The organism is Bacteroides cellulosilyticus DSM 14838 (assembly GCF_000158035.1).
Classification (GTDB): domain Bacteria; phylum Bacteroidota; class Bacteroidia; order Bacteroidales; family Bacteroidaceae; genus Bacteroides; species Bacteroides cellulosilyticus.
The window spans coordinates 124014-146696 of sequence record NZ_EQ973495.1 but is presented as its reverse complement, the minus strand read 5'-3'; the positions used below and the strand labels follow the sequence as shown (position 1 = coordinate 146696).

At 43.4% G+C, this 22683-nt stretch carries 20 protein-coding genes, 3 pseudogenes and 1 riboswitch; of the genes and pseudogenes, 16 read left to right on the top strand and 7 right to left on the bottom strand.

The window, feature by feature from the left end:
- Positions 1-73: 73 nt before the first annotated feature.
- The 5 genes from BACCELL_RS22955 to BACCELL_RS22935 all read left to right on the top strand — a co-directional run bounded on the left by BACCELL_RS22955 (position 74) and on the right by BACCELL_RS22935 (position 4029).
- The gene (locus BACCELL_RS22955; protein WP_022210690.1) at positions 74-1363 is read left to right on the top strand and encodes an inositol-3-phosphate synthase; all 1290 of its coding nucleotides are present in this window, start codon (positions 74-76) and stop codon (positions 1361-1363) included.
- A gap of 107 nt (positions 1364-1470) precedes the next feature.
- Positions 1471-1944, top strand: coding sequence for a phosphatidylglycerophosphatase A family protein (locus tag BACCELL_RS22950; RefSeq protein WP_007214504.1), 474 nt, complete (start codon positions 1471-1473; stop codon positions 1942-1944).
- Complete coding sequence (locus BACCELL_RS22945) at positions 1929-2444, top strand: GtrA family protein (protein WP_007214503.1); 516 nt, start codon at positions 1929-1931, stop codon at positions 2442-2444. The genes BACCELL_RS22950 and BACCELL_RS22945 overlap by 16 nt, the downstream gene beginning before the upstream one ends.
- Before the next feature lie 2 nt (positions 2445-2446).
- Positions 2447-3100, top strand: a complete 654-nt coding sequence (locus BACCELL_RS22940) for a CDP-alcohol phosphatidyltransferase family protein (protein WP_007217635.1) — start codon at positions 2447-2449, stop codon at positions 3098-3100.
- Positions 3097-4029: a phosphoinositol dihydroceramide synthase gene (locus tag BACCELL_RS22935; protein ID WP_007214501.1), complete on the top strand. Its 933-nt coding sequence runs from the start codon at positions 3097-3099 to the stop codon at positions 4027-4029. The genes BACCELL_RS22940 and BACCELL_RS22935 overlap by 4 nt, the downstream gene beginning before the upstream one ends.
- 70 nt (positions 4030-4099) lie before the next feature.
- On the opposite strand, the pseudogene rhuM reads toward BACCELL_RS22935, so the two are convergent.
- Positions 4100-4709 (bottom strand): annotated as a pseudogene (gene rhuM / locus BACCELL_RS27165) (RhuM family protein); the annotation flags it as partial.
- A gap of 393 nt (positions 4710-5102) precedes the next feature.
- Here rhuM and BACCELL_RS22920 point away from each other — a divergent pair.
- Together BACCELL_RS22920 and BACCELL_RS22915 are read left to right on the top strand one after the other, a co-directional pair.
- Positions 5103-6158 (top strand): DUF7309 domain-containing protein, encoded by a 1056-nt coding sequence (locus tag BACCELL_RS22920; RefSeq protein ID WP_007214498.1) that lies wholly within the window; start codon positions 5103-5105, stop codon positions 6156-6158.
- Between the two features lie 100 nt (positions 6159-6258).
- On the top strand, positions 6259-7440 hold the full coding sequence (locus BACCELL_RS22915) for an iron-containing alcohol dehydrogenase (protein WP_007214497.1): 1182 nt from the start codon (positions 6259-6261) through the stop codon (positions 7438-7440).
- A 114-nt stretch (positions 7441-7554) separates the two neighbouring features.
- On the opposite strand, the gene BACCELL_RS22910 is transcribed toward BACCELL_RS22915, so the two are convergent.
- On the bottom strand, positions 7555-9129 hold the full coding sequence (locus tag BACCELL_RS22910; RefSeq protein ID WP_007214496.1) for an Rne/Rng family ribonuclease: 1575 nt from the start codon (positions 9127-9129) through the stop codon (positions 7555-7557).
- Positions 9130-9406: 277 nt separating this feature from the next.
- Entirely contained in the window at positions 9407-9682 is a 276-nt protein-coding gene (locus BACCELL_RS22905; protein ID WP_007214495.1) for an HU family DNA-binding protein, read from the bottom strand.
- Between the two features lie 272 nt (positions 9683-9954).
- Between BACCELL_RS22905 and mutY the strand changes: the two genes are divergently transcribed.
- From mutY to tnaA, 6 genes and pseudogenes are all read left to right on the top strand, one after another.
- Positions 9955-10995 (top strand): A/G-specific adenine glycosylase, encoded by a 1041-nt coding sequence (mutY, locus tag BACCELL_RS22900; RefSeq protein WP_007214494.1) that lies wholly within the window; start codon positions 9955-9957, stop codon positions 10993-10995.
- 77 nt (positions 10996-11072) lie between these two features.
- A complete protein-coding gene (locus BACCELL_RS22895) occupies positions 11073-11531 on the top strand; it encodes a single-stranded DNA-binding protein (protein WP_007214493.1) in 459 nt (152 codons plus the stop codon).
- Positions 11532-11554: 23 nt separating this feature from the next.
- Positions 11555-12900, top strand: a pseudogene (locus tag BACCELL_RS22890) (gliding motility-associated protein GldE).
- 13 nt (positions 12901-12913) lie between these two features.
- A complete protein-coding gene (locus BACCELL_RS22885) occupies positions 12914-13552 on the top strand; it encodes a 4'-phosphopantetheinyl transferase family protein (protein ID WP_007214489.1) in 639 nt (212 codons plus the stop codon).
- Between the two features lie 12 nt (positions 13553-13564).
- Positions 13565-14458 (top strand): M23 family metallopeptidase, encoded by an 894-nt coding sequence (locus BACCELL_RS22880; protein ID WP_007214488.1) that lies wholly within the window; start codon positions 13565-13567, stop codon positions 14456-14458.
- 121 nt (positions 14459-14579) lie between these two features.
- Positions 14580-15953 carry a tryptophanase TnaA gene (gene tnaA, locus BACCELL_RS22875; protein WP_007214487.1) on the top strand — a complete coding sequence of 458 codons (1374 nt, stop codon included), beginning with the start codon at positions 14580-14582 and terminating at the stop codon, positions 15951-15953.
- 69 nt (positions 15954-16022) lie between these two features.
- Here tnaA and BACCELL_RS22870 read toward each other — a convergent pair whose 3' ends face one another.
- The 4 genes and pseudogenes from BACCELL_RS22870 to phoB all read right to left on the bottom strand — a co-directional run bounded on the left by BACCELL_RS22870 (position 16023) and on the right by phoB (position 19480).
- Positions 16023-16253: a (4Fe-4S)-binding protein gene (locus tag BACCELL_RS22870; protein ID WP_007214486.1), complete on the bottom strand. Its 231-nt coding sequence runs from the start codon at positions 16251-16253 to the stop codon at positions 16023-16025.
- 9 nt (positions 16254-16262) lie between these two features.
- Complete coding sequence (locus BACCELL_RS22865; RefSeq protein ID WP_007214485.1) at positions 16263-16565, bottom strand: GNAT family N-acetyltransferase; 303 nt, start codon at positions 16563-16565, stop codon at positions 16263-16265.
- Between the two features lie 228 nt (positions 16566-16793).
- A riboswitch (cobalamin riboswitch) is annotated at positions 16794-16998 on the bottom strand.
- A gap of 32 nt (positions 16999-17030) precedes the next feature.
- Positions 17031-18816 (bottom strand): annotated as a pseudogene (gene phoR, locus BACCELL_RS22855) (two-component system sensor histidine kinase PhoR).
- Entirely contained in the window at positions 18791-19480 is a 690-nt protein-coding gene (phoB, locus tag BACCELL_RS22850) for a two-component system response regulator PhoB (protein WP_007214483.1), read from the bottom strand. The pseudogene phoR and the gene phoB overlap by 26 nt, the downstream one beginning before the upstream one ends.
- Positions 19481-19884: 404 nt before the next feature.
- Here phoB and BACCELL_RS22845 point away from each other — a divergent pair, with 404 nt between their 5' ends.
- The 3 genes from BACCELL_RS22845 to BACCELL_RS22835 form a co-directional block, all read left to right on the top strand.
- Positions 19885-21087, top strand: a complete 1203-nt coding sequence (locus BACCELL_RS22845; protein ID WP_007214482.1) for a hypothetical protein — start codon at positions 19885-19887, stop codon at positions 21085-21087.
- A 347-nt stretch (positions 21088-21434) separates the two neighbouring features.
- Complete coding sequence (locus tag BACCELL_RS22840; RefSeq protein ID WP_007214481.1) at positions 21435-22241, top strand: DUF3805 domain-containing protein; 807 nt, start codon at positions 21435-21437, stop codon at positions 22239-22241.
- A gap of 52 nt (positions 22242-22293) precedes the next feature.
- Positions 22294-22683: ATP-binding cassette domain-containing protein (locus BACCELL_RS22835; protein ID WP_007214480.1), on the top strand; the 390-nt coding region annotated here is incomplete at its 3' end.

The window sequence follows — 22683 nt, the reverse complement described above, 5'->3', positions numbered from 1 at the left end:
AAATGACGAGTCTCAATTGAACAAAATAGCCTAAATTTGAGCAATTTTTTAAACTTTAAAAGATACAATGGCAATGAAAGAAAACATTAAGCCGGCAACTGGTCGTTTGGGTGTACTGGTAGTCGGAGTGGGTGGCGCGGTCTCAACCACCATGATCACGGGTACATTGGCTGCTCGTAAGGGACTGGCAAAACCTATTGGGTCTATTACACAGATGGCCACAATACGCATGGAGAACAACGACGAAAAGCTGATTAAGGACGTAGTGCCTTTGGCAGATTTGAACGACATTGTTTTCGGCGGATGGGATATCTTCCCTGATAATGCATACGAAGCTGCGATGTATGCAGAAGTTCTGAAAGAGAAAGATTTAAATCTGGTAAAAGAGGAATTGCAAGCCATCAAACCGATGCCTGCTGCCTTTGACCACAACTTTGCAAAACGTCTGAATGGTACATACATCAAGCAGGCTGCCACCCGTTGGGAAATGATGGAGCAACTGCGTGAGGATATCCGTAACTTCAAGGCTGCCAACAACTGCGAGCGTATTGCTGTGCTGTGGGCTGCAAGTACTGAAATCTACGTTCCGTTGTGCAAAGAACACGAGTCGCTTGCTGCTTTGGAAGAAGCAATGAAGGCTAATAACACGGAAGTGATTTCTCCGAGTATGTGCTACGCTTATGCTGCAATTGCAGAAGGTGCTCCGTTCATCATGGGTGCTCCTAACTTGTGCGTAGATACTCCGGCAATGTGGGAATTCTCTAAGAAGATGAATGTGCCCATCTCCGGTAAGGACTTCAAGAGTGGACAGACACTGATGAAAACAGTGCTCGCTCCGATGTTCAAGACTCGTATGCTGGGTGTAAGCGGTTGGTTCTCTACCAACATCCTGGGTAACCGTGACGGCGAAGTGCTCGATCAACCCGAAAACTTCAAAACAAAAGAAGTCAGCAAGTTGTCTGTTATCGATAACATCTTCGAACCGGAAAAATATCCCGACCTCTATGGTGATGTTTACCACAAGGTTCGTATCAACTACTATCCTCCCCGTAAAGATAATAAGGAAGCATGGGATAACATCGACATCTTCGGATGGATGGGTTACCCGATGGAAATCAAAGTAAACTTCCTGTGCCGTGACTCTATTCTTGCAGCTCCTATTGCACTCGACCTCGTTATTTTCAGTGATCTGGCATTGCGTGCAGGTATGTCTGGAATCCAGACTTGGTTGTCATTCTTCTGCAAGAGCCCGATGCACGACTTTGAGCATGAACCGATCCATGATCTGTTCACTCAATGGAGAATGGTGAAAGAAACAATCCGTACGATGGTGGGTGAAAAATCACCGAGCTATCTGGATTAATAAATAATAATAAGGTGATAAGGTGGTAGAGTGATAAAGTGGTGATGTAGTATTACTTTACCGCTTTACCACTTTGTCACCTTATCACTCTTTTATATCTTTTTTCTATGAGGAGACCTTCCTTCTTCCCTGTCCTGATAGGCACGGGCTTCGGCTCAGGCTTTTCTCCCTTTGCTCCGGGCACGGCGGGCGCTTTACTGGCTACGCTAATATGGTTCGGACTTTCTTTACTCATATCAGAAACTTGTCTGTTGTGGACGACTGTCGCATTGATATCCCTGTTCACCGTAGCCGGTATTTGGGCTACCGACCGTCTGGAACCCTACTGGGGTGAAGATCCGTCGCGTGTGGTGGTGGATGAGATGGTAGGTGTGTGGATCACCCTCCTGGCAGCTCCGGCAGGTCATATCTGGTATGGACTGGCAGCATTTGTTTTGTTCCGCTTCCTTGATATTCTGAAACCGCTGGGCATCCGGCGGATGGAAAATCTTCCGGGCGGAGTGGGAGTGATGATGGACGACGTATTGGCAGGAGTGTATGGTTTCATTGTTTTAATTGTGGCGAGATGGTTGATGGAGTAGAAGAACAGAGTCGGTTTGCTGGTTGGCGCAGGGAAGTGTGGCTTTTTATGAAGGCGCAGCTTTCTGCACAGATAGCTACGGTGATCGATTTTCTGATAACTATTCTTTTGGTGAAATTATTTGGTATATATTATTTGTATGCCACATTTATAGGTTCTGTGGTTGGCGGTATTGTCAATTGTGTAATCAACTATGAATGGGTATTTAAGGCGGAAGACTGCAAGAAGATACATGTGGGGCTGAAGTATTTCATAGTCTGGGGTGGGAGCATCCTTATTAACACATGGGGTACTTTTGCTTTGACAGAATGGCTGGCAGGAATGAAATGGGTGAACGGGTTGCTGGGATATTACGTCTATGATGTGTTTATCCTGTCTAAAATTACGGTTGCCTTGCTGGTTGCATTTTTCTGGAACTATTATTTGCAACGGGTTTTCGTCTACCGGAACCACAACTTAAAAAGATTTCTGAAACAACGTTTGGAGAAAAAAATAGAATGAACATGAATTACAGAGATTGGCTGCAACAGGTGATATACAAGATTATCAATCCCGTTGTGCGTGGCATGATTAAAATTGGCATTACGCCTAACTTTATTACTACTACCGGGTTGATACTTAACATTGTGGCTGCCGGTATATTTATTTATGCAGGGTTAGTGACAGATTCGGAAGAGGATCTTTCTTTGGTGGGATGGACAGGCGGACTGATACTCTTTGCCGGGTTGTTTGACATGATGGATGGCCGTGTGGCGCGTCTTGGCAATATGTCTTCCACCTTCGGGGCATTGTACGATTCTGTGCTCGATCGTTACAGTGAACTGTTTACCTTGTTCGGTATATCCTATTATCTCATCTTGCAGGGCTATTTCGTGGGTTCCATTATCACTTTTCTTGCTTTGATCGGTTCGCTGATGGTAAGTTACGTACGCGCACGTGCCGAAGGTCTGGGACTGGAATGTAAAGTAGGTATTATGCAGCGCCCTGAGCGAGTGGTGCTGACCAGTTTGGGAGCTCTGTTCTGCGGTATATTTTCCGATTGCACACTCTTCGACCCGATGTTGATCCTGATTGTTCCTCTGGCAATCATTGCCGTATTGGCTAATCTGACGGCTTTTGTCCGTCTGGCACATTGCTATAAACTTTTGAATAAATGATAAAAAGATATTTCCCTCCGGTAAGAGAGACGGTATTGCTGGTAGTCATTACGTTGGCTTTTCTGTTGCTGACAGCTACTTGTATCGGGCTTCGTACGGAGCATTTTCTAATGACGGGCTTGTTCCTGGTTCTGTTTTTTGCAGGAAAGACAACCCGTAAGCTGGCAGTGGCTTTACTGCCTTTTGTTGTTTTTGCAGTTTCCTATGACTGGATGCGGGTGTATCCCAATTACCAGGTGAACCCTATTGATGTGCAGGGCTTGTATGAAGCGGAAAAGTCTCTTTTCGGTATATCCGTGAATGGAGATACGCTGATTCCTTGTGAATACTTTGCCATACATCACTGGCCGATAGCTGATTTCTTTGCCGGAGTGTTCTATCTCTGCTGGGTGCCTGTGCCTATAGCTTTCGGTTTGTGGCTTTATCTGAAGGGAGATCGCCAGATGTATCTCCGTTTTGCTATGGTCTTCCTGTTGGTTAATCTTATTGGCTTTGCCGGATATTATATTCATCCTGCCGCTCCCCCTTGGTACGCTATGAACTATGGGTTTGAGGCGATGCTGGATACTCCGGGAAATGTGGCCGGACTGGGGCGCTTTGACGAACTGCTGGGATGCACGGTTTTCGACTCTATCTATGGGCGTAATGCAAACGTATTTGCAGCCGTTCCTTCGCTGCATGCGGCATATATGGTTGTGGCATTGGCTTATGCTATAATGAATCGCTGTAAGAGCTGGCTGATAGCATTATTTGCGTTTATCATGGTGGGGATCTGGTGTACGGCTGTTTATTCGGGGCATCATTATCTGATTGATGTATTATTGGGAATATCTTGTGCTCTCCTGGGTATCTTTGTCTTTGAAAAAGGATTGATGAAATGGGGAGCGTTCAAGCGCTTCTTCGAACGTTATAGTAAATATATTGAATAATATAATCCTCAAATAACTCTATGTAAATATATGAAGAGATTTTGTTGATAATCAAAATATTCAGAAGTATTATCAGTTCCGCCGCAGTCTTCCCGCTGACCGCCCAAAGAAGTTTGTTTTGCACTTCTTTATAAAGGGCAAGGGGCATTTCATCGGACGGATCGTAATCAATGCTTGTAGCATAAATATCTTTGATTTGTTGATAGAAAAGCCGTTCGGACAAGCGAATCTCCCGAATCCTGTCTAACAGTTCTCGGAAGTAGTTCATTGACGAGCCGCTCTTGAATCGCTCATCGTTCAGAGCAAATCCCTTGATGATATAATCCCTCGAACGTTGTGTCGCTCAAATACGAAACTGCGTACCTTGCACAGATTTCACCCGATAGCCAACTGGGATAATTACATCCAGATTGTAATAATTAACTTCGTGGCTTTGGGTCTTATTTTCGATCGCACCATGCTGAGTGGTTGTTCGGAATTTCCGAACAACCATATTCTCATTCAGTTCTCCTTCCTCGAAGATATTTTTGATATGCTCACTTATAGTAGATTTAGCCTTTCCAAACAGAGCCCCAATCTGTGTCTGTGTCAGCCAAACCGTCTCCTCAGAGAAATAGTACATCAACTTTTATCGTACCATCCTGAGACTGATATATGATGATTTCGTCTTGTTGTTCCATGTATACTTCTAAATGTTAGAATTGCCCTTCACTCCTTAATTATTATTTCTTTTAAAACTATTCTCAAATCGCTACGGTATTTAGGCAATATAACTGCTTGAGTCATAGAATCTCTCTTTCATATCAACATTCAGAAGATTAGCTATTTTATCGAAAGTTTCAACGTTCTTTGCTAAAACGACTTTTAATCTATTGATGCGATTCATTTCAACTGATTTAACTTGATATTTCATGTAAAGATATTGATTATTCCCGAAAACGACATGATATTTAGCAAAAAAATGAAAGCACTGTGCTATTTATCAGGCTTATTACTGCGCCCTGCACTAAGTTTCAATTTTTTTCCTATCTTTGAACAAAATAATACATTTATAACCATAAATAATAAGAAAAATGATTCTTGTAGACGACATGCTTGCGGTAGCATTTCAATATCGAGACACAGAATTGTGGAAAGAGTTGACTGATAGTGATGTATTTGCATTTCGCCTATCCGATGGGGAAACCGGATATTGTTGCGTGATGGGAAATGCAGGTGAACACCTTGCCTTGGGTTTCTATCGGGGGCGAAAAGGTTTCACTACTTATTTGAAAACTATCAGCTTAGGCAATGCACATCTCTCAGAAATCGAAATGTTTGAAATGACAACAACTTTCGATTGCATCAATTGCGACTTTATGCAAGCATCTGACATGGATGTGAAAACAAAGAAAATCATCCGTAATTATGCCGATGCCCATAAGCTGAAGATTCGACGCTCTAAAGGTTGGCCTGACTTTACCCGGCATCAGCCTGGAAAGATGCAGTATGGCATCACTTGTATGGAGGATGCGCGTGATATCGTTGAGGCGCTTCGGGCCGCTATTGCTGTGGCGGCAAAGGTGACAACCTCTGACTTCGTAAAGCTGGGCTTTGATGTAAATGGCAACTATCCTACCGCAAAGGGCGGAAAATCTGTTCCGTACCTTATTCCCAATTCCGATGGTACATACGATTGGCATATTACTCAGCTTCCTGCTTTTCTGCCTGATGAGTGCGTTGCACCAAAGTTTGCCAACGACATACTGGCAGGCGAGATGAAAAAGTTGCCTGTTTCTGGGACATTACAAATGAAGTATCTGCATATGCCGATGCCCATAGATGCAGATGAGGATGAAGCTCCTTACCTCCCTACCGTATTACTTTGTTTGGATACCGCCAACGAGTTGGTATTTCCCATTTTGACTCAGAATGCTTTGAACAACGATCCAGAGGAGTTACTATTGAAGTTAGTCAATGTTTTGCGCGAGCATGGTAATAAACCTCATGCCATTGAGGTGGAAGATAACAAAACTGAATTCTTGTTGAAGGATTTTTGTTCCCGGTGCGGCATTCGTCTTTCCCGCAAGAAAGAACTTCCGGAGATTGGCGATGCTTGCTTCTTCCTGTTCAGTAATTTTATGATGTAGTTGTGGGAACTTTTATCCCTTCGGTTGTGGAGAAACGTAAGCACTTATTATGGCTATACTATTTTATGCCGGTATTTCGCATATAATAATATAATAAATTATGAATAATTTTGTTTTTTACAGTCCTACCGAATTTGTATTCGGTAAGGCTACGGAAATGCAAGTCGGTGCACTGGCGCGGAAGCATGGTGCGCGGAAAGTGATGATCGTGTACGGCGGCGGCTCTGTTGTACGGAGTGGTTTGCTGGATAGGGTGAAGCAATCCTTGCAGGAAGCAGGGATTGAATATTGTTTAATGGGTGGCGTGCAGCCGAATCCGGTAGATACGAAAGTGTATGAAGGCATTGAATTCTGCCGCCGTGAACAGGCTGATATGCTGTTGCCTGTGGGTGGAGGCTCTGTCATTGATACGGCCAAAGCCATAGCGGCAGGTGTGCTTTATGAAGGTGACTTTTGGGATTTCTATATCGGAAAGGCTAAAGTGACTAAAGCGCTGAAAATAGCTGTTGTGCTGACTATTCCTGCTGCCGGAAGTGAAGGTTCCGGTAATACGGTTATAACGAAACTGGACGGTTTGCAGAAGCTCAGTCTGCGTGTACCGGAAGTTTTGCGTCCGGTATTCTCTATTATGAATCCGGAACTTACTTATACTTTACCGCCCTTCCAGACCGCTTGTGGTGTGGCTGATATGATGGCTCATATCATGGAGCGTTATTTTACGAACACTCAGGAGGTGGAAGTTGGAGATCGTCTTTGTGAAGGCACTTTGATGGCTATCATCAATGAAGCTCCCAAGGTAATGAGAAATCCCGAAGATTACGGTGCGCGTGCCAACTTGATGTGGGCGGGCATGATTGCGCATAATGGTACTTGTGGCGTAGGTTGTGAGGAAGATTGGGCTTCGCACTTCCTGGAGCATGAGATCAGTGCTATTTATGGTGTTACCCACGGTGCTGGGTTATCTGTTATCTTCCCTGCCTGGATGACGTGGATGGTAGAGCATAATGTAGGAAAGATTGCTCAATATGCCGTTCGTGTATGGGGCGTTCCTGAATCAGAAGATAAGAAAGCGGTTGCTTTGGAGGGTATTGGTAAGCTGAAAACCTTCTTTACTTCTCTTGGTCTGCCTGTGACATTTAAAGAACTGGGTGTTGAAAACCCTGATATTGATCGTCTGGCGGATAGTCTGCATCGCAATAAAGGAGAGTTGGTTGGGAATTATGTGAAGCTGACAAAGCAGGACAGTAAAGAAATTTATCACCTTGCATGTGTAGGGGAGTGATGTTCGCTTCTGTATAGAGGGTGAGTTTCTTTTAGATATCGGCCAATGATTTTGAAAAGTTGGTGAGGAAAACAAAAAAGACGGCGAAGTTTCTGATTTACTTCGCCGTCTTTCTTATTTAATTTCGAATTCTTCCTTCATGTCAATCTCCTCCCCTTGCGGGTCGTAGAATACATATTCCAGGAACGCGAGTTTCTGGCTTGGAATAATCTTGATACCAAATCCGTATTTCATCTGCCATTTCCGTTTCAGGGAAACGAGTCCCTGGTTGATGTAAGCAGCAATATACGGGTGGATGTGTAACGAGAATTTCTTAATCTTCAGTTTGTTGACTAAGTAGTCAATTTTACTCTCTAAAGTGTCCGTAAAGAGGATAGAGGACTTGATAGTGCCTTTTCCGAAACAGGTGGGACAGATTTCTGTGGTATTGACATCCATTGCCGGGCGCACACGCTGGCGGGTAATCTGCATCAGTCCGAATTTGCTGAGCGGTAGGATGTTATGTCTTGCCCTGTCTTTCTGCATGTTGGCACACATACGTTCGTAAAGCTTTTGTCTGTTTTCGGCTTCGTTCATATCAATGAAGTCCACCACAATGATACCACCCATATCTCTCAGTCGCAACTGGCGAGCCAGTTCATCGGCAGCTCCCAGATTCACTTCGAGTGCGTTGGCCTCCTGCCCGTTGGCATTCTTGGTGCGGTTACCGCTGTTCACGTCTACTACGTGAAGCGCCTCAGTATGCTCAATAATCAGGTAGGCACCACTCTTGTATGAAACCGTCTTGCCAAATGAAGACTTGATCTGCTTGGTGATACCAAAATTGTCGTAAATGGGGAGTTGTCCTTTATACAGTTTTACGATTCCTGCCCGGTCAGGGGCGATAAGAGTTACGTAATCCTTGATTTCGTGGAACACGGCTTCGTCGTTGACGTGGATGTTCTCGAAAGAAGGATTGAACAAGTCGCGCAATAAGCCTACGGCACGGCTGGTTTCTTCGTAAATCAATGTCGGGAATTTGGTAGCTTTCTGTATTTTGGTGACAGCATCTTCCCAGTGCTTTAATAAAACTTTAAGCTCTCCGTCGAGCTCGGCTACGCGTTTCCCTTCGGCAACGGTGCGGACGATTACTCCGAAATTCTTCGGTTTGATACTCATCAGCAATTGTTTGAGGCGGGCGCGTTCTTCGCTCGATTTAATTTTTTGTGATACGGAAACCTTGTCGTTGAAAGGTATCAGCACCAAATATCTTCCGGCAAATGAGATTTCGGAAGTCAGGCGCGGACCTTTGGTAGAGATAGGCTCCTTGACAATTTGCACCACTACTTCTTGTCCCACCTTGAGTGTATTGGCTACGGTGCCATCCTTTTCAAGATCGGGAAGTATGGTTGCTTTGGTGATTTGCGGTAGTTTCTTTTTATCGCTTAAAGTTTGCTTTACGTACTTCTCTAACGAGTTAAATTGAGGACCTAAGTCCAGATAATGAAGAAAAGCATCTTTCTCGTAACCCACGTCCACGAAGCAGGCATTCAGGCCGGGCATCAATTTCTTGATTCGTCCTAAATACATGTTGCCCACCGAGAAAGAAAGATTTCTTCCTTCGCTTTGAAGTTCCACCAGGCTCTTGTCTTCGAGCAGGGCGATGGAGACCTCTTTGGGCTGTACGTCTACAACGAGTTCGCTTGTCACAATTTTTTTTCTTACTTTTTTAGGTTCTAAAGTCAGCGAGGATATAAATAGCCTTGCCGACTACAATTTGTTACTTAAACAAAGAACAAACTCGCGAGACAAATAGCTTCACAAGTTTGTTCTTTATTTCTGTCCTCCAGACTAAAAATTACTTTTTGCTTTTATGTCTGTTCTTTCTTAGTCTTTTTTTACGCTTGTGCGTAGACATTTTATGTCTTTTTTTCTTCTTTCCGCTAGGCATAGCTTCAATAATTTAATAGGTTAATACTCTTGTTTATTATTTCTTCACGGAGATGGTGAATGTTTTTGCAGGCTTAAATGCCGGAATGTTGTGTTCCGGAATGATAATCGTAGTATTCTTTGAGATATTACGAGCAGTTTTCTGTGCTCTTTTCTTCACTACGAAGCTACCAAACCCGCGGAGGTAAACATTTTCATCTTTTGATAAAGATGCTTTTACTGTGTCCATGAACGCTTCAACCGTAGTAAGCACTGTTACTTTGTCAATCCCGGTGTTCTTTGTAATTTCGTTTACAATATCAGCTTTAGTCATTTTTCTTTAAAAAAAAATATTATTACTATAGTTTCCTAATTTTTTGGACTGCAAATATATAGCTTTTTACGCTCTCTAAAAAATATATTCTGGACAATTTTCTAAAAAAGTCTTTTGATTAAGGTTTGTTGGGGGAAAAAGAACTATTTTTGTGCTGTAGGAAGGGCTACACCCTTTTATATTAGGGATATAGCCATGAATTACAAAGAAGGTAGCTGTCCGAGGCGAAAGACGTTGCCCTTTTTAGACTTTTATAACTATCTGTAATAGAGATGAATATATTTAGTGAGAAATTGATAGCCTGGTATGCCGAAAACAAGCGTGAATTGCCTTGGCGGGATACCACCGACCCTTATATTATATGGATTTCAGAGATTATACTGCAACAGACCCGGGTAGCACAGGGTTATGATTATTTTTTGCGTTTTATTCATCGTTTTCCTAATGTGACAGCCTTGGCTGAAGCACCGGAAGATGAGGTGATGAAATGCTGGCAGGGACTGGGGTATTATTCCCGTGCACGTAATCTGCATGCGGCGGCAAAAAGCATGAATGGTGTTTTTCCGGCTACTTATGAAGGGGTGCGTGCGTTGAAGGGGGTAGGGGACTATACTGCTGCAGCTATTTGCTCATCCGCTTACGGTATGCCTTATGCAGTGGTGGATGGGAATGTCTATCGTGTGCTTTCCCGCTATTTCGGCATCGATACGCCGGTGGACAGTACGGAAGGCAAGAAATTGTTTGCTGCTTTGGCAGATGAGATGATGGATAAATCGCAGCCTGCTGTCTACAATCAGGCGATAATGGATTTCGGTGCCATACAATGTACGCCGCAATCACCGAATTGCCTGTTTTGTCCTTTGGTAGACAGTTGCTCAGCCCTGAAGGAGGGTACGATAACGAAGTTGCCTGTAAAGCAGCATAAGACGAAAACCACCAATCGTTATTTTAACTATATATATGTACGTGTGGGCGCGTGTACCTATTTACATAAACGGACGGAGGATGATATCTGGAAAAATCTTTTCGAATTTCCACTGATAGAAACGGAAGCACCTGTGACGGAAGAAGAGTTTCGTGAATTGCCGCAGGTACGTGCATTTTTTGCAGATGGGGAGGTTTCGGGATTGCGTTTAATCAGTGGAAATGTGAAGCATGTGCTCTCCCACAGGGTGATTTATACCAATTTCTATGAAGTTGTTTTACCGGAAAATTCTATTTCTTTTTCTGCCTTTCTGCGGGTGAAAATAGAGGATTTGGAGCAGTATGCAGTCTCTCGCCTGGTGCATGCCTTTCTGGAGAAATATCTATAAAAGTTGCGCTAACTCTTGCATTGTGTGATTATTCTGTTTAATTTTGGCAGCAAATTCAAATAAAAAGAAAAAGGCTTATGTCAGTAAATAAAGTAATATTGATTGGAAATGTAGGGAGAGACCCTGAAGTAAGATACCTTGATTCCGGTATCGCTGTGGCTTCTTTGCCTTTGGCTACTACAGACCGTGCATACACATTGGCTAACGGTACGCAGGTACCCGAACGGACGGAATGGCACAATCTGGTACTTTGGCGCGGACTGGCAGAAACAGCCGAAAAATATGTGCATAAAGGGGATAAACTTTATGTGGAAGGCAAAATACGTACCCGTTCATACGATGATCAGACCGGCGCAAAGCGCTATGTTACGGAAATCTTTGTGGACTCTATGGAAATGCTGAGTCCCAGAGGAACTGCTGCACCGGGTGCTGCCGCTCCGCAACCAGGTATGTCACAAGGTGCTCCTGCACAACCTATGGCGCAATCGCAGGCAACCCCTGCACAAGATAATACAACGGACGATTTACCGTTCTAATTGTTTAACTAAAACCAAGATCTTTGGACCCAGACGCTTATTTATGCCAGTTGGCAAATGTTTTTAATGGTATATCCGTACATAGCCCTACTATTTCGGCAATCATCGCCATTGTGTTGGCAGGCTTGCTGTTGCTCGTATCCGGCTTTGCCTCAGCTTCAGAAATAGCCTTTTTCTCTCTTTCTCCGTCCGATCTGAATGCCATCGACGAGAAGAAACATCCCTCGGACGAGAAAATTCGTAAACTCTTGGATGACACGGAAAGGTTGCTGGCAACCATCCTGATAACAAACAATTTTGTGAATGTGACCATTATCATGCTCTGTAACTTCTTCTTCATGAGCGTGTTTGAGTTTCATTCTCCTATTGCGGAATTTCTGATACTGACCGTCATCCTGACCTTCCTTCTGCTTCTTTTCGGTGAAATCATGCCGAAGATTTATTCAGCCCAGAAGACGTTGGCTTTCTGCCGCTTTTCCGCTCCGGGTATCTGGATGTTTCGTTCCCTTTTTTATCCGGTAGCTTCTATGCTGGTGCGTTCCACTTCGTTCCTGAACAAGCATTTTGCCCGCAAAAACCATAACATCTCGGTAGACGAGCTTTCTCATGCCCTTGAACTGACGGATAAGGCTGAGTTGAAGGAAGAGAATAATATCCTGGAAGGTATCATTCGTTTTGGCGGTGAAACGGCGAAGGAGGTGATGACTTCCCGTCTGGACGTAGTCGATCTGGATATTCGCACGCCTTTCAAGGATGTATTGCAATGCATTATCGAAAATGCTTACTCCCGTATCCCTATTTATTCCGAGAACCGGGATAATATCAAAGGTATCTTATACATCAAGGACCTGTTGCCCCATTTGAATAAGGTGGATTTCCGTTGGCAGTCGTTGTACGTCCGGCCTATTTTGTTCCGGAAACTAAGATGATTGACGATTTGCTGCGTGATTTTCAGGCCAATAAGATTCATATTGCTATTGTGGTTGATGAATTTGGTGGCACGTCGGGAATTGTGACGATGGAGGATATCATCGAGGAGATAGTCGGTGAGATTCACGACGAATATGATGACGAAGAACGTACGTATGCAGTGCTGAACGATCATACGTGGGTGTTTGAAGCTAAAACTCAGTTAACGGATTTTTATAAGATTACGAAGGTGGACGAGGAAGTCTTTGATGAAGTGGCGGGTGATTCTGATACGCTTGCAGGATTACTGCTGGAGCTGAAAGGTGAATTTCCGGCCCTGCATGAAAAGGTTACCTATGATCACTATGAATTTGAAGTCCTGGAGATGGATAACCGCCGTATTCTTAAAGTGAAGTTCACCATCAACACTCTTCCGTCGGATTCCGATAAGAAAGATTGATTTATAGAATAATATGTCTCTTTTCATACAACATACGTATCCTTCATATAAGTGGGGAGTCTGGAAGATGGATGAAACACTGGGTGAATTGCTGAGCATGCTTCCGCAACAGGAAACATACTTGGAGGGATTGCAACGTTTCTCTGCTGAACATCGTCGTTTAGAATGGTTGTCGGTTCGTGTGTTGGTATTCACTCTATTGGGAGAGGAAAAGGAAATTGCTTACTATCCCAGCGGGAAACCGTATCTGGCAGATAAATCTGCATCAATCAGTATTTCTCATACACGTGGGTATGTATCGGTGATTATCGGTGAAGCCGGTAAGGAAGTGGGCATTGATATAGAACAATACGGTGAACGGGTACATAAGGTGGCGCATAAGTATATGCGTACTGATGAACCTCTGTCTTCGTATCAGGGAACGGATACCTGGGCTTTGTTGCTCCATTGGTCGGCCAAAGAAGTGATGTTTAAATGTATGAATACACCGGAGGTTGATTTTCGGGAGCATCTGCGTATTTTTCCTTTTACGGTTACTGAAAAAGGAGTTTTCTCGGCTGAAGAGTACAGAACACCGGAACAGCGTAAATTTGAGATCCGATATCTCCTGCATCCGGACTTTGTGCTGACTTGGCAAGTCGATCAATTTTAAAAACATGATACTATGAAACTACAACGCTATTTATGTCCTCTTCTTTTTTGCTTGCCTCTACTGGTTTATGCACAGTCGGATAAGACTGTTACGGTAAGCTATGAACGGTCTGCCAAGGGGGAAGTGACTTTCTATTCCGAAACTCAGTCGCATACGCCTTATACGGTATCTATGACTTTTTCCCGGCTGAGTAATACGACCTCTTCTGAAGGAGAAATTTATGATGCCGTTATTCATTATGGCAAAACACGTCTGTTGACTTTGCGTCCGTCTACGGAAAATGTTCCGATTGGATTTTCATATCGCTATACCTATAAAAAAGGAAATAGCCGCTTGAAGACGGATACCAGTTTTGTGTATCTCTTTCCTCTGGCACAAGGGAAAGTGGTTCGTGTGAATAAGATGGTGTCTTTAGATAATTTTATAGGAAAGGAAGGGGAGAAGCGTATCACGGGACTTGGTTTCTCTACGACTGCCGGAGACACGATCTTTGCTGCCCGTGGCGGACTCGTGACGGAAGTTGTTGACAACTCCGCTTACACTTCTGAAAACACATCGTTCCATTCGACGGAAAATTATTTGGAAGTTTTCCATAAGGACGGAACTTTTGCCCGTTATAAATTATTTCAGAATGAAGGGATCTTTGTCTCTCCAGGTGAAGAGGTGATTCCGGGCCAGCCGCTTGGCATCATTGGCGGAGAGAACTACAAGCAGGGTTCCCATTTGCGTTTCAGTATTTATTGCCCCGATCGGCCGGATCACTCATATGTACCTGATTTTTATCTTTCTCCCGAGGAAACAGGTAAACCTGAAGAGCGGGTGATGTATAAGTCCTGGCATCCTGTTGAAATTATCATGAAGGAGATGAGTAAGAAGGAGAAGAAGAAATTTCTGTCAAAGGAATGATTTGTTGACAAAAAGACAGTGAAACTTTTGCTTAATCCTGTATAAATGCTTATATTCGACCCGTAGAAATTCTTCTACGGGTCTTTTTGTTAACTAAATGTCAAAATAATAAGCAAGCACTATGGAATTACCTTTTGCAGAGTCTTGGAAAATTAAAATGGTGGAACCCATTCGGAAGAGTACCCGCCAGGAACGTGAACAATGGCTGAAAGAAGCCCATTACAATGTGTTCCAGCTGAAATCCGAACAAGTATATATCGATTTGATAACTGACTCCGGTACGGGAGCAATGAGCGATCGCCAATGGGCAGCGATGATGCTGGGCGACGAAAGTTATGCAGGTGCTTCCTCCTTCTTCAATCTGAAAGAAGTGATCACTCGTCTGACTGGTTTTGAATATGTCATTCCCACCCATCAGGGGCGTGCTGCCGAGAATGTGCTTTTCTCTTATCTGGTACATGATGGAGATATCGTTCCGGGGAACTCTCACTTTGATACCACAAAGGGGCATATCGAGGGCCGGAAGGCCATTGCTCTGGATTGCACCATCGATGAAGCGAAGAATACTCAGTTGGAAATACCTTTTAAAGGTAATGTCGATCCTGTGAAGCTGGAAAAAGCGTTGCAGGAACATGGTGACCGCATACCGTTTATCATCGTTACCATTACGAACAATACGGCCGGCGGACAGCCCGTATCCATGCAGAATCTTCGTGAAGTCCGTGCTCTTGCGGATAAGTATAATAAACCTGTATTATTTGACTCCGCACGTTTTGCAGAAAACGCTTACTTCATCAAAATGCGTGAAGATGGCTATAGCGGTAAAACGATAAAGGAAATTACGAAAGAGATGTTCGACCTGGCGGATGGTATGACTATGAGTGCCAAGAAAGATGGTATCGTCAATATGGGAGGCTTCATTGCTACACGAAAAAAAGATTGGTACGAAGGTGCCAAAGGCTTTTGCGTGCAATATGAAGGGTATCTTACTTACGGTGGTATGAATGGTCGTGACATGAATGCACTTGCTACAGGACTGGATGAGAATACGGAATTTGATAATCTGGAAACCCGCATCCGTCAGGTAGAATATCTGGCAAAGAAGTTGGATGAATATGGTATTCCATATCAGCGTCCAGCAGGCGGACATGCCATCTTTGTGGATGCAACGAAGGTACTGACGCATGTACCGAAGAATGAATTCCCGGCACAGACTCTAACGGTTGAGCTATATCTTGAAGCTGGTATCAGAGGATGTGAAATCGGTTATATCCTGGCAGACCGTGATCCGGTTACCCGTGAGAACCGTTTTACCGGATTGGATTTATTGCGCCTGGCTATTCCCCGCCGCGTATATACGGATAATCACATGAACGTGATTGCAGTAGCGTTGAAGAATGTTTTCGACCGTCGTGAAAGTATTACTAATGGAGTCCGCATTACTTGGGAGGCTCCCCTGATGCGTCATTTCACTGTTCAATTGGAACGTACATAACTACTTTCTTTTTCATAATACAAATGAGGTTACCCGAATTCATATGTTGAAGGGGTAACCTCATTTCTTTTATTTATCTTCTTTCTCGTTATTCATTCTGTAACTTAATGCTCCCGACGGGCATTTCTTGATTTGAGCGATCAATTCTTCCGTCGTTGCATTTTCAGCCGTTATCCACGGTTTTTCTTTTGGATGATACACATTCGGAAGGGTCTTGGTACAAATGCCTGCATGTTGGCACAGGCCGGGTTGCCAGATGATGGTCACTTCCCCGTTCGTATATTCTTTCTTTATATTCATAACTATTTATTATTGAATGTGAATACCTTTCATTACAATTCTTTTCCATTCGGGATGTTTGTGAATGTATCCCGCTACAAACGGGCAGAGAGGTACTAACCTTAGTCCTTGTTTTTCTATATCTTTTAATGCTTTTTCTACTAACTGGCTGCCGATGCCTTTACCACCTAATTGAGTGGGTACTTCGGTGTGTGTCAGGTAAATCTCCCCATTCGTTGATTTTATATACTCAATCTTTGGAGTATATTTATCGACATGGAACTCATATTGGTGACGTTCTTCATTGTCGATCAGTTCATAATCTGCTTCCATAACTCTTCGTATTAATTGTTTACTGTATGTATAACACGCGGATGATGAAATTTGTTTTGGGAAAGTTACAGAATAAAATGTCCGGGCGAAATCCCTTCGACCGGACACCATTCAAATAAACTTGGCAGAGTTTATTGTTCCTTACTTTCTTTGAAGCAGAGTGGATGAATGAAATGATGGGACGATTTGCCCGTTTCATTAGACTCAACGCTTTTTCCTCGAAAGCAGTGATAAAAACAGTGCATGGCAGGTCTTCTGACTTGTTTCTGTTGCCAGGCGCCTTCCCGGAAGCGGACTTCCAGTGGCTATTGGTAGTTTGCCTGCAACCTATCATGAAACTTACAGCAGCGGGACTGTTCAGGATTTGCACCTGATTCCCTTTTAATTACCGTCTCCGAACAAAGACAGTAAACCAATGCATCGCAAAGATAAGGAAAAAAGTGATTAGTGGTTAGTGATAAGTGATTATTTTTCTTTTGCCAGTGTGAATACGAATTCCAATCCGCCACCTTGGTTGTTCTTGGCCGAAATGGTACCTCCCATGGATGATTACCGAGTTCTTTACGATAGCCAATCCCAATCCCGTACCGCCCAGTTTGCGTGAGCGTCCTTTATCTACCCGGTAGAAGCGTTCGAATAAGCGGTTCAGATGTTCGGGAGAGACACCTACGCCGGTATCGGCAAAACTGAAATAATAAAAATTCTCGTCTTCGCGGAAACAACTGATGTTGATGCGTATATCCGTGCCTGCATAAGCAATAGCATTGTCCATCAGGTTGCGGAAAATGGAGTATAGCAGGGAATAGTTTCCCCGTAGTTGTATCTTCGGTTTTAGGGAGTTGACTACGGTGATATGCTTTTCTTCCAGTTCCAGGGATACCTCGTTTACGATATTGCCTACCAACAGGCAGATGTCTATTTTCTCCATGTCGATCATGTTGGCGGCTTCGTCCATACGCGTTAATACAGAGATGTCGCGTAGCAGTCGGCTCAACCGATTGCTTTGAGCATAGCATCGCTCCAGGAATGTCTGCATCTTCTCCCGCGAAATGTTTTCATTGTTCACGATGGTTTCCAAATAGCCCTGTATACTGCTGACCGGGGTCTTCAGTTCATGTGCGATGTTCTGTGTCAACTGGCGTTTCAGACGGATCTGCTCTTCTTCCTGGGTGACATCATTGATGGATATCTCGAAGCTTAAGTCTTGGAATATAATACATTCCACAATAAACATACGTCCATTCTTATTGATGCTGATAGACATACGCTTTTCTTCCTTGCCCGGACGCTTGGGAGTTTTGTTGATGAAATCCGTGATTTTCTGGAACTCACTGATAGAGAATATTTCCTCTGTTGTTTGTAGGTTGGAGTCTGAAATCAGGTTGCTGTACTGTGTGAACAGGTTGTTGACCAGGATTTCTTTCTTGTCCTTATTGAATACGCCCAATCCTTCATGCGAGGTTTGTAAGTGGGTGATCAATTTCTCCCGTTCAATGTATAGCGCCTCTTTGGTTTCCCGCAGTCGCTTGTATATCTGGATGATATGCTGTGAAATCTCTCCCAGTTCGTTGTGTGGGAAGGCGGACTGCATATCTGTTTCCACAGGCTCATTCTTATCGGCACGTTTGGCAAACTCGCGTAGCTGATTGATGGCTGTCCCCAGTTTAGAGGTGAATTTATAGAAGATGAAAATTAATAGTAATGATACGATGAGGGTAAACCAGATGTAGTGCTGGTCTGCTGCAAGGTGTCTTGCAAGGTTTAAGTCATAGGGGAGGGCGGAACGTATAATGTAGCCTTCATAGAGTGTGGCAGAGTAGAAGTAGGGTACTCCTGTTGTTTCGGAAGTACGGCGTACATCATATCCTTTTCCTTCTGCCAGTGCCTTTTGTACTTCCGGGCGATTGACGTGATTGCCTAACTTCTGATTCTCGAAACTGTCATATAATACGTCACCCTGTACGTTCACTACCGTAATACGTAAGTCCTGTTTGACGTACTTTTGCAGATATCGTTCCAAAGTTTTATCCCACAGACTGTCTGGAATGTGAGTAAGTTCCTGGTGTAGTCGTTCATTATAGTCCTGTAGCTGTATATCCAGCAGATCTATCTTATATTCTTTTTCACGCTGGTATTGATACGCCAGGAAGCATCCGGCAAATACCAGAAACAGTGAAATGACCGAAAGAAATAACTTCCGGCTGAACGACAGGAAATGTGTGGTATTATTCAGCTTCGAAGCAGTATCCATATCCTAAGCGAGTTACGATGCATTTACCATAAATACCTATTTTCTTACGCAAACGGGTGATATTCACATCGATGGTGCGGTCCAGCACATAGACCTCGTCGCTCCATATCCGTGCCAGTATATCTTCGCGGGAGAATACGCGTCCCTTGCTCTGGAGGAGTAAAAGTAATATCTCAAATTCTTTTTTGGTAAGAGGGGCTTCTTCCCCGTCGATGCTTACTTTCTTTTTTACAATATCAATGACTAACGTCTTGTAGCTGATTTGCTCCGGTGCCCGTTCCGGTTCTCCCTGTTGGGTGCGACGCAATACAGCTTTGACGCGTGCGATGACTTCACGCAGAGAGAAAGGTTTGGAGATGTAATCATCGGCTCCCAGATTGAAGCCGGTTACCGTATCATTTTCCGTATCCTTGGCGGTGATGAATATAATAGGTACCTGAGCGGTCTTCTTATCTTTCTTTAGTAAGCTGGCCATTTTGAAACCGGATATTTCTCCCATCATCACGTCCAGCAGCAACAGGTTGTAGCTACCGATATTCATTTTCAACGCCTCTTCGGCAGAGTTGGCCGTGTCCACTTCATACCCTTCATTCTCAAGGTTGAATTTCAGGATCTCGCAAAGGTCCTCTTCATCGTCTACAACTAAAATACGATAATCGTTCATTGCTTTTTCTAATTAATATGAGGTATTCAAAACAAATTCTCCTACCACAAAGTTATACTTTATTTCTTTTCAGCGACAAAGGTGCGGTGTTTTTGTTACGGGAAAGTGAAACACGTGTTACAATTTGATTACATTTTTGTATGTGCTGAAGGTAATCCGGTCCATACCAAGTCCGTACCAACTCCGTGTCAGATCCGTAGAAACTCCGTACCGGGTCCGTATTAACTCCGTATTGGGTCCGTATCAGGTTCAAGCGTATAGGCACGGAGATGGTACGAACCTGACGCGGAGTTGGTAAGGCTTTGACACGGTTTTGGTAAGGTGAAGAACTGTAAACTATTACTTTTGCATTCCAGTTTTTCAGTTTTTATACTTACCTTTGTCTTAATATAAATAACATTGGTATGAAAGAGTTGACTAATATAAATTTTCGGCGATATAAATGGCGTTTGCCCGCTCTGATAGCTTTATTGGTGGTTGTTGTGGCAGGTTCCTTTTGGCTGAATACGGCTCCGTTCCGTTCCGGGTTTGAGATAACGGATGAGTTGGGAGGCAACATCTTTCCTTCCAGTATTCTTTCTGTAGCGACGACGGATGCGCAAGTCATTGTTCCGGCTGATTCCTTATATGTGGGTAATTCTAAATCCTGCATTTCTATCCGGATTCGTTCGGGGAAGGCGTATAGCAGGGTGCGTATTGAAGTTGCCGAGACTCCGTTCTTTTCCCGTTCCGTATCTGAGTTTGTGTTGGCTAAACCACGGACGGAATATACGATCTATCCCGATATTATCTGGAATTACGAAGCGCTGAAGAATAATAACCAGGCGGAACCGGTAAGTGTGGCTGTTAAGGTAGAAATGAATGATAAGGATTTGGGGCAGCGGGTTCGTACTTTTTCTGTTCGCAGCATTAATGAATGTCTGTTGGGGTATGTCACGAACGGAACTAAATTTCATGATACCGGTATTTTCTTTGCGGCATACGTTAATGAGGAAAATCCGATGATTGATAAACTGTTGCGTGAAGCACTGAACACCCGTATTGTCAATCGTTTCTTGGGCTATCAGGGTGGCAATGCTGAAGTGGTGGACAAGCAAGTCTATGCTTTATGGAATGTGCTTCAAAAGCGTAATTTCCGTTACAGCTCTGTTTCCAATACCAGTTTGTCCAGTAATGTGGTCTTTTCCCAGCGTGTTCGCACATTTGATGATGCACTGGAGTCTTCGCAGATTAACTGTGTGGATGGTAGCGTGCTGTTTGCTTCCTTGCTTCGTGCTATTAATATAGAACCAATATTGGTTCGTACTCCGGGACACATGTTTGTGGGATATTACACGGATGCCGGTCGCAAGAATATGAACTTCCTTGAAACTACTATGATTGGAGATGTGGATCTGGATGATTTCTTTCCGGATGAGAAGCTGGATTCAACGATGGTAGGTAAATCACAGAATCAAATGTCACGACTAACATTCGATAAGTCAAAGCAATACGCTAATAATAAGTATAAGCAAAATGAAGAAGGAATACATTCCGGGAAATTGAATTACATGTTTTTGGAGATTTCTAAGGATGTGAGAAGGAAGATACAGCCTATTGGAAAATAGAAGATACCAAGAGGTTAGTTATTAAGAATCGCTGCTTTTTTGCATATTAATCTATAAAATTCCATAGTTTATAGAACGTTAATTTAAATATCTTAAAATATTGGGAATCTATATATTTCATTGATTATCTTTGCGCTCGGAAACAGAAATATGATTTTCTTTGAAGTTTCATAGAGATTTAATAAGATATTGAAGACTGTAACGGTCTTCATTCATAGATGATGATTGGGACAGTCGGTTCGTGAGAATCGGCTGTTTTTTGTTTCTGTTTGTTTGCATATCAACGGATGTAATGTTACTTTTGCCGAACGAGGTCAGGTGGCCTCGTTATTAATCTCTGAATAGCAATGGCACAAAGCAAGAAATTTATCTCTCCGGGAGCATGGTTTTCCATGTTGTATCCCGCGGATTGGAATGAGTTTGAAGATGGGGAAGGCTCTTTTCTCTTCTATAATCCAAGTGAATGGACTGGAAATTTTCGTATTTCTGCATATAAAGGTAACGCTATGTATGGTCGGGAAGTTACCCGTCAGGAACTGAAAGACAATCCTTCGGCAGTCTCCGTTAAAATAGGAAGCTTGGCATGTGCTTACAGTAAGGAGATGTTTGAAGAAGAAGGGGCTTATTATACTTCTCATCTTTGGATTACAGGTGTGGATGATGTTGCCTTTGAATGTTCCTTTACGGTAAGCAAGGGAGCATCTGTGGCAGAGGCCGAAGCCGTTATCGCCTCGTTGGAAATACGTAAAGAGGGAGTGAAATATCCGGCAGAGCTTATACCTGTCCGCTTGTCCGAAATCTACCAGATTAATGAGGCTTTTGAGTGGGTGACCACTACTGTAAAAGAACAACTGAAAAAAGATTTCCAAGGTATGGAAGAAGATTTGGACAGTATGCAACAGGTCATTGATAGTGGAACTATCGGTCCGAAGAAGAAAGAAGCATGGCTTTCATTTGGTATTGCCATCTGTGTGATTCTTGCCAATGAAGTAGATGGGTTAGAATGGATGACTCTGATAGATGGTAATCGTGAAGCTCCTGTATTGCAGAATCTTACTACAGGAGAATGGATTGACCCCATGAAATTAGTGTGGAGCAAAGTGAAGGCAGGGGAACCTTGTAATCTGGTAGAAACCTACAAATCCTTATTCTGATCATTTGCCAACCAGCCATAAATCATAAATTATAAATCATAAATCTTAAACTGTGATTAGTTATCTTCAGATAGAAAATTTGACCAAGTCATTCGGTGATTTGGTATTGCTTGAGAATACTTCGCTCGGTGTGGCCGAAGGGCAACGTATCGGACTGATTGCCAAAAACGGCAGTGGTAAAACTACTTTGTTGAATATCATTGCCGGAAAAGAAGGCTATGACAGTGGAACCATTTCTTTTCGTCGTGACCTTAGGGTCGGATATTTGGAACAAGACCCGCAATATCCCGAAGAACTGACCGTTCTGGAAGCTTGTTTCCATCATGGCAACAGTACGGTAGAACTGATAAAGGAGTACGAACGCTGCATGGAAACAGAAGGACATCCTGGTTTGGACGAAATCCTGGTGCGCATGGATCATGAAAAAGCATGGGAGTATGAA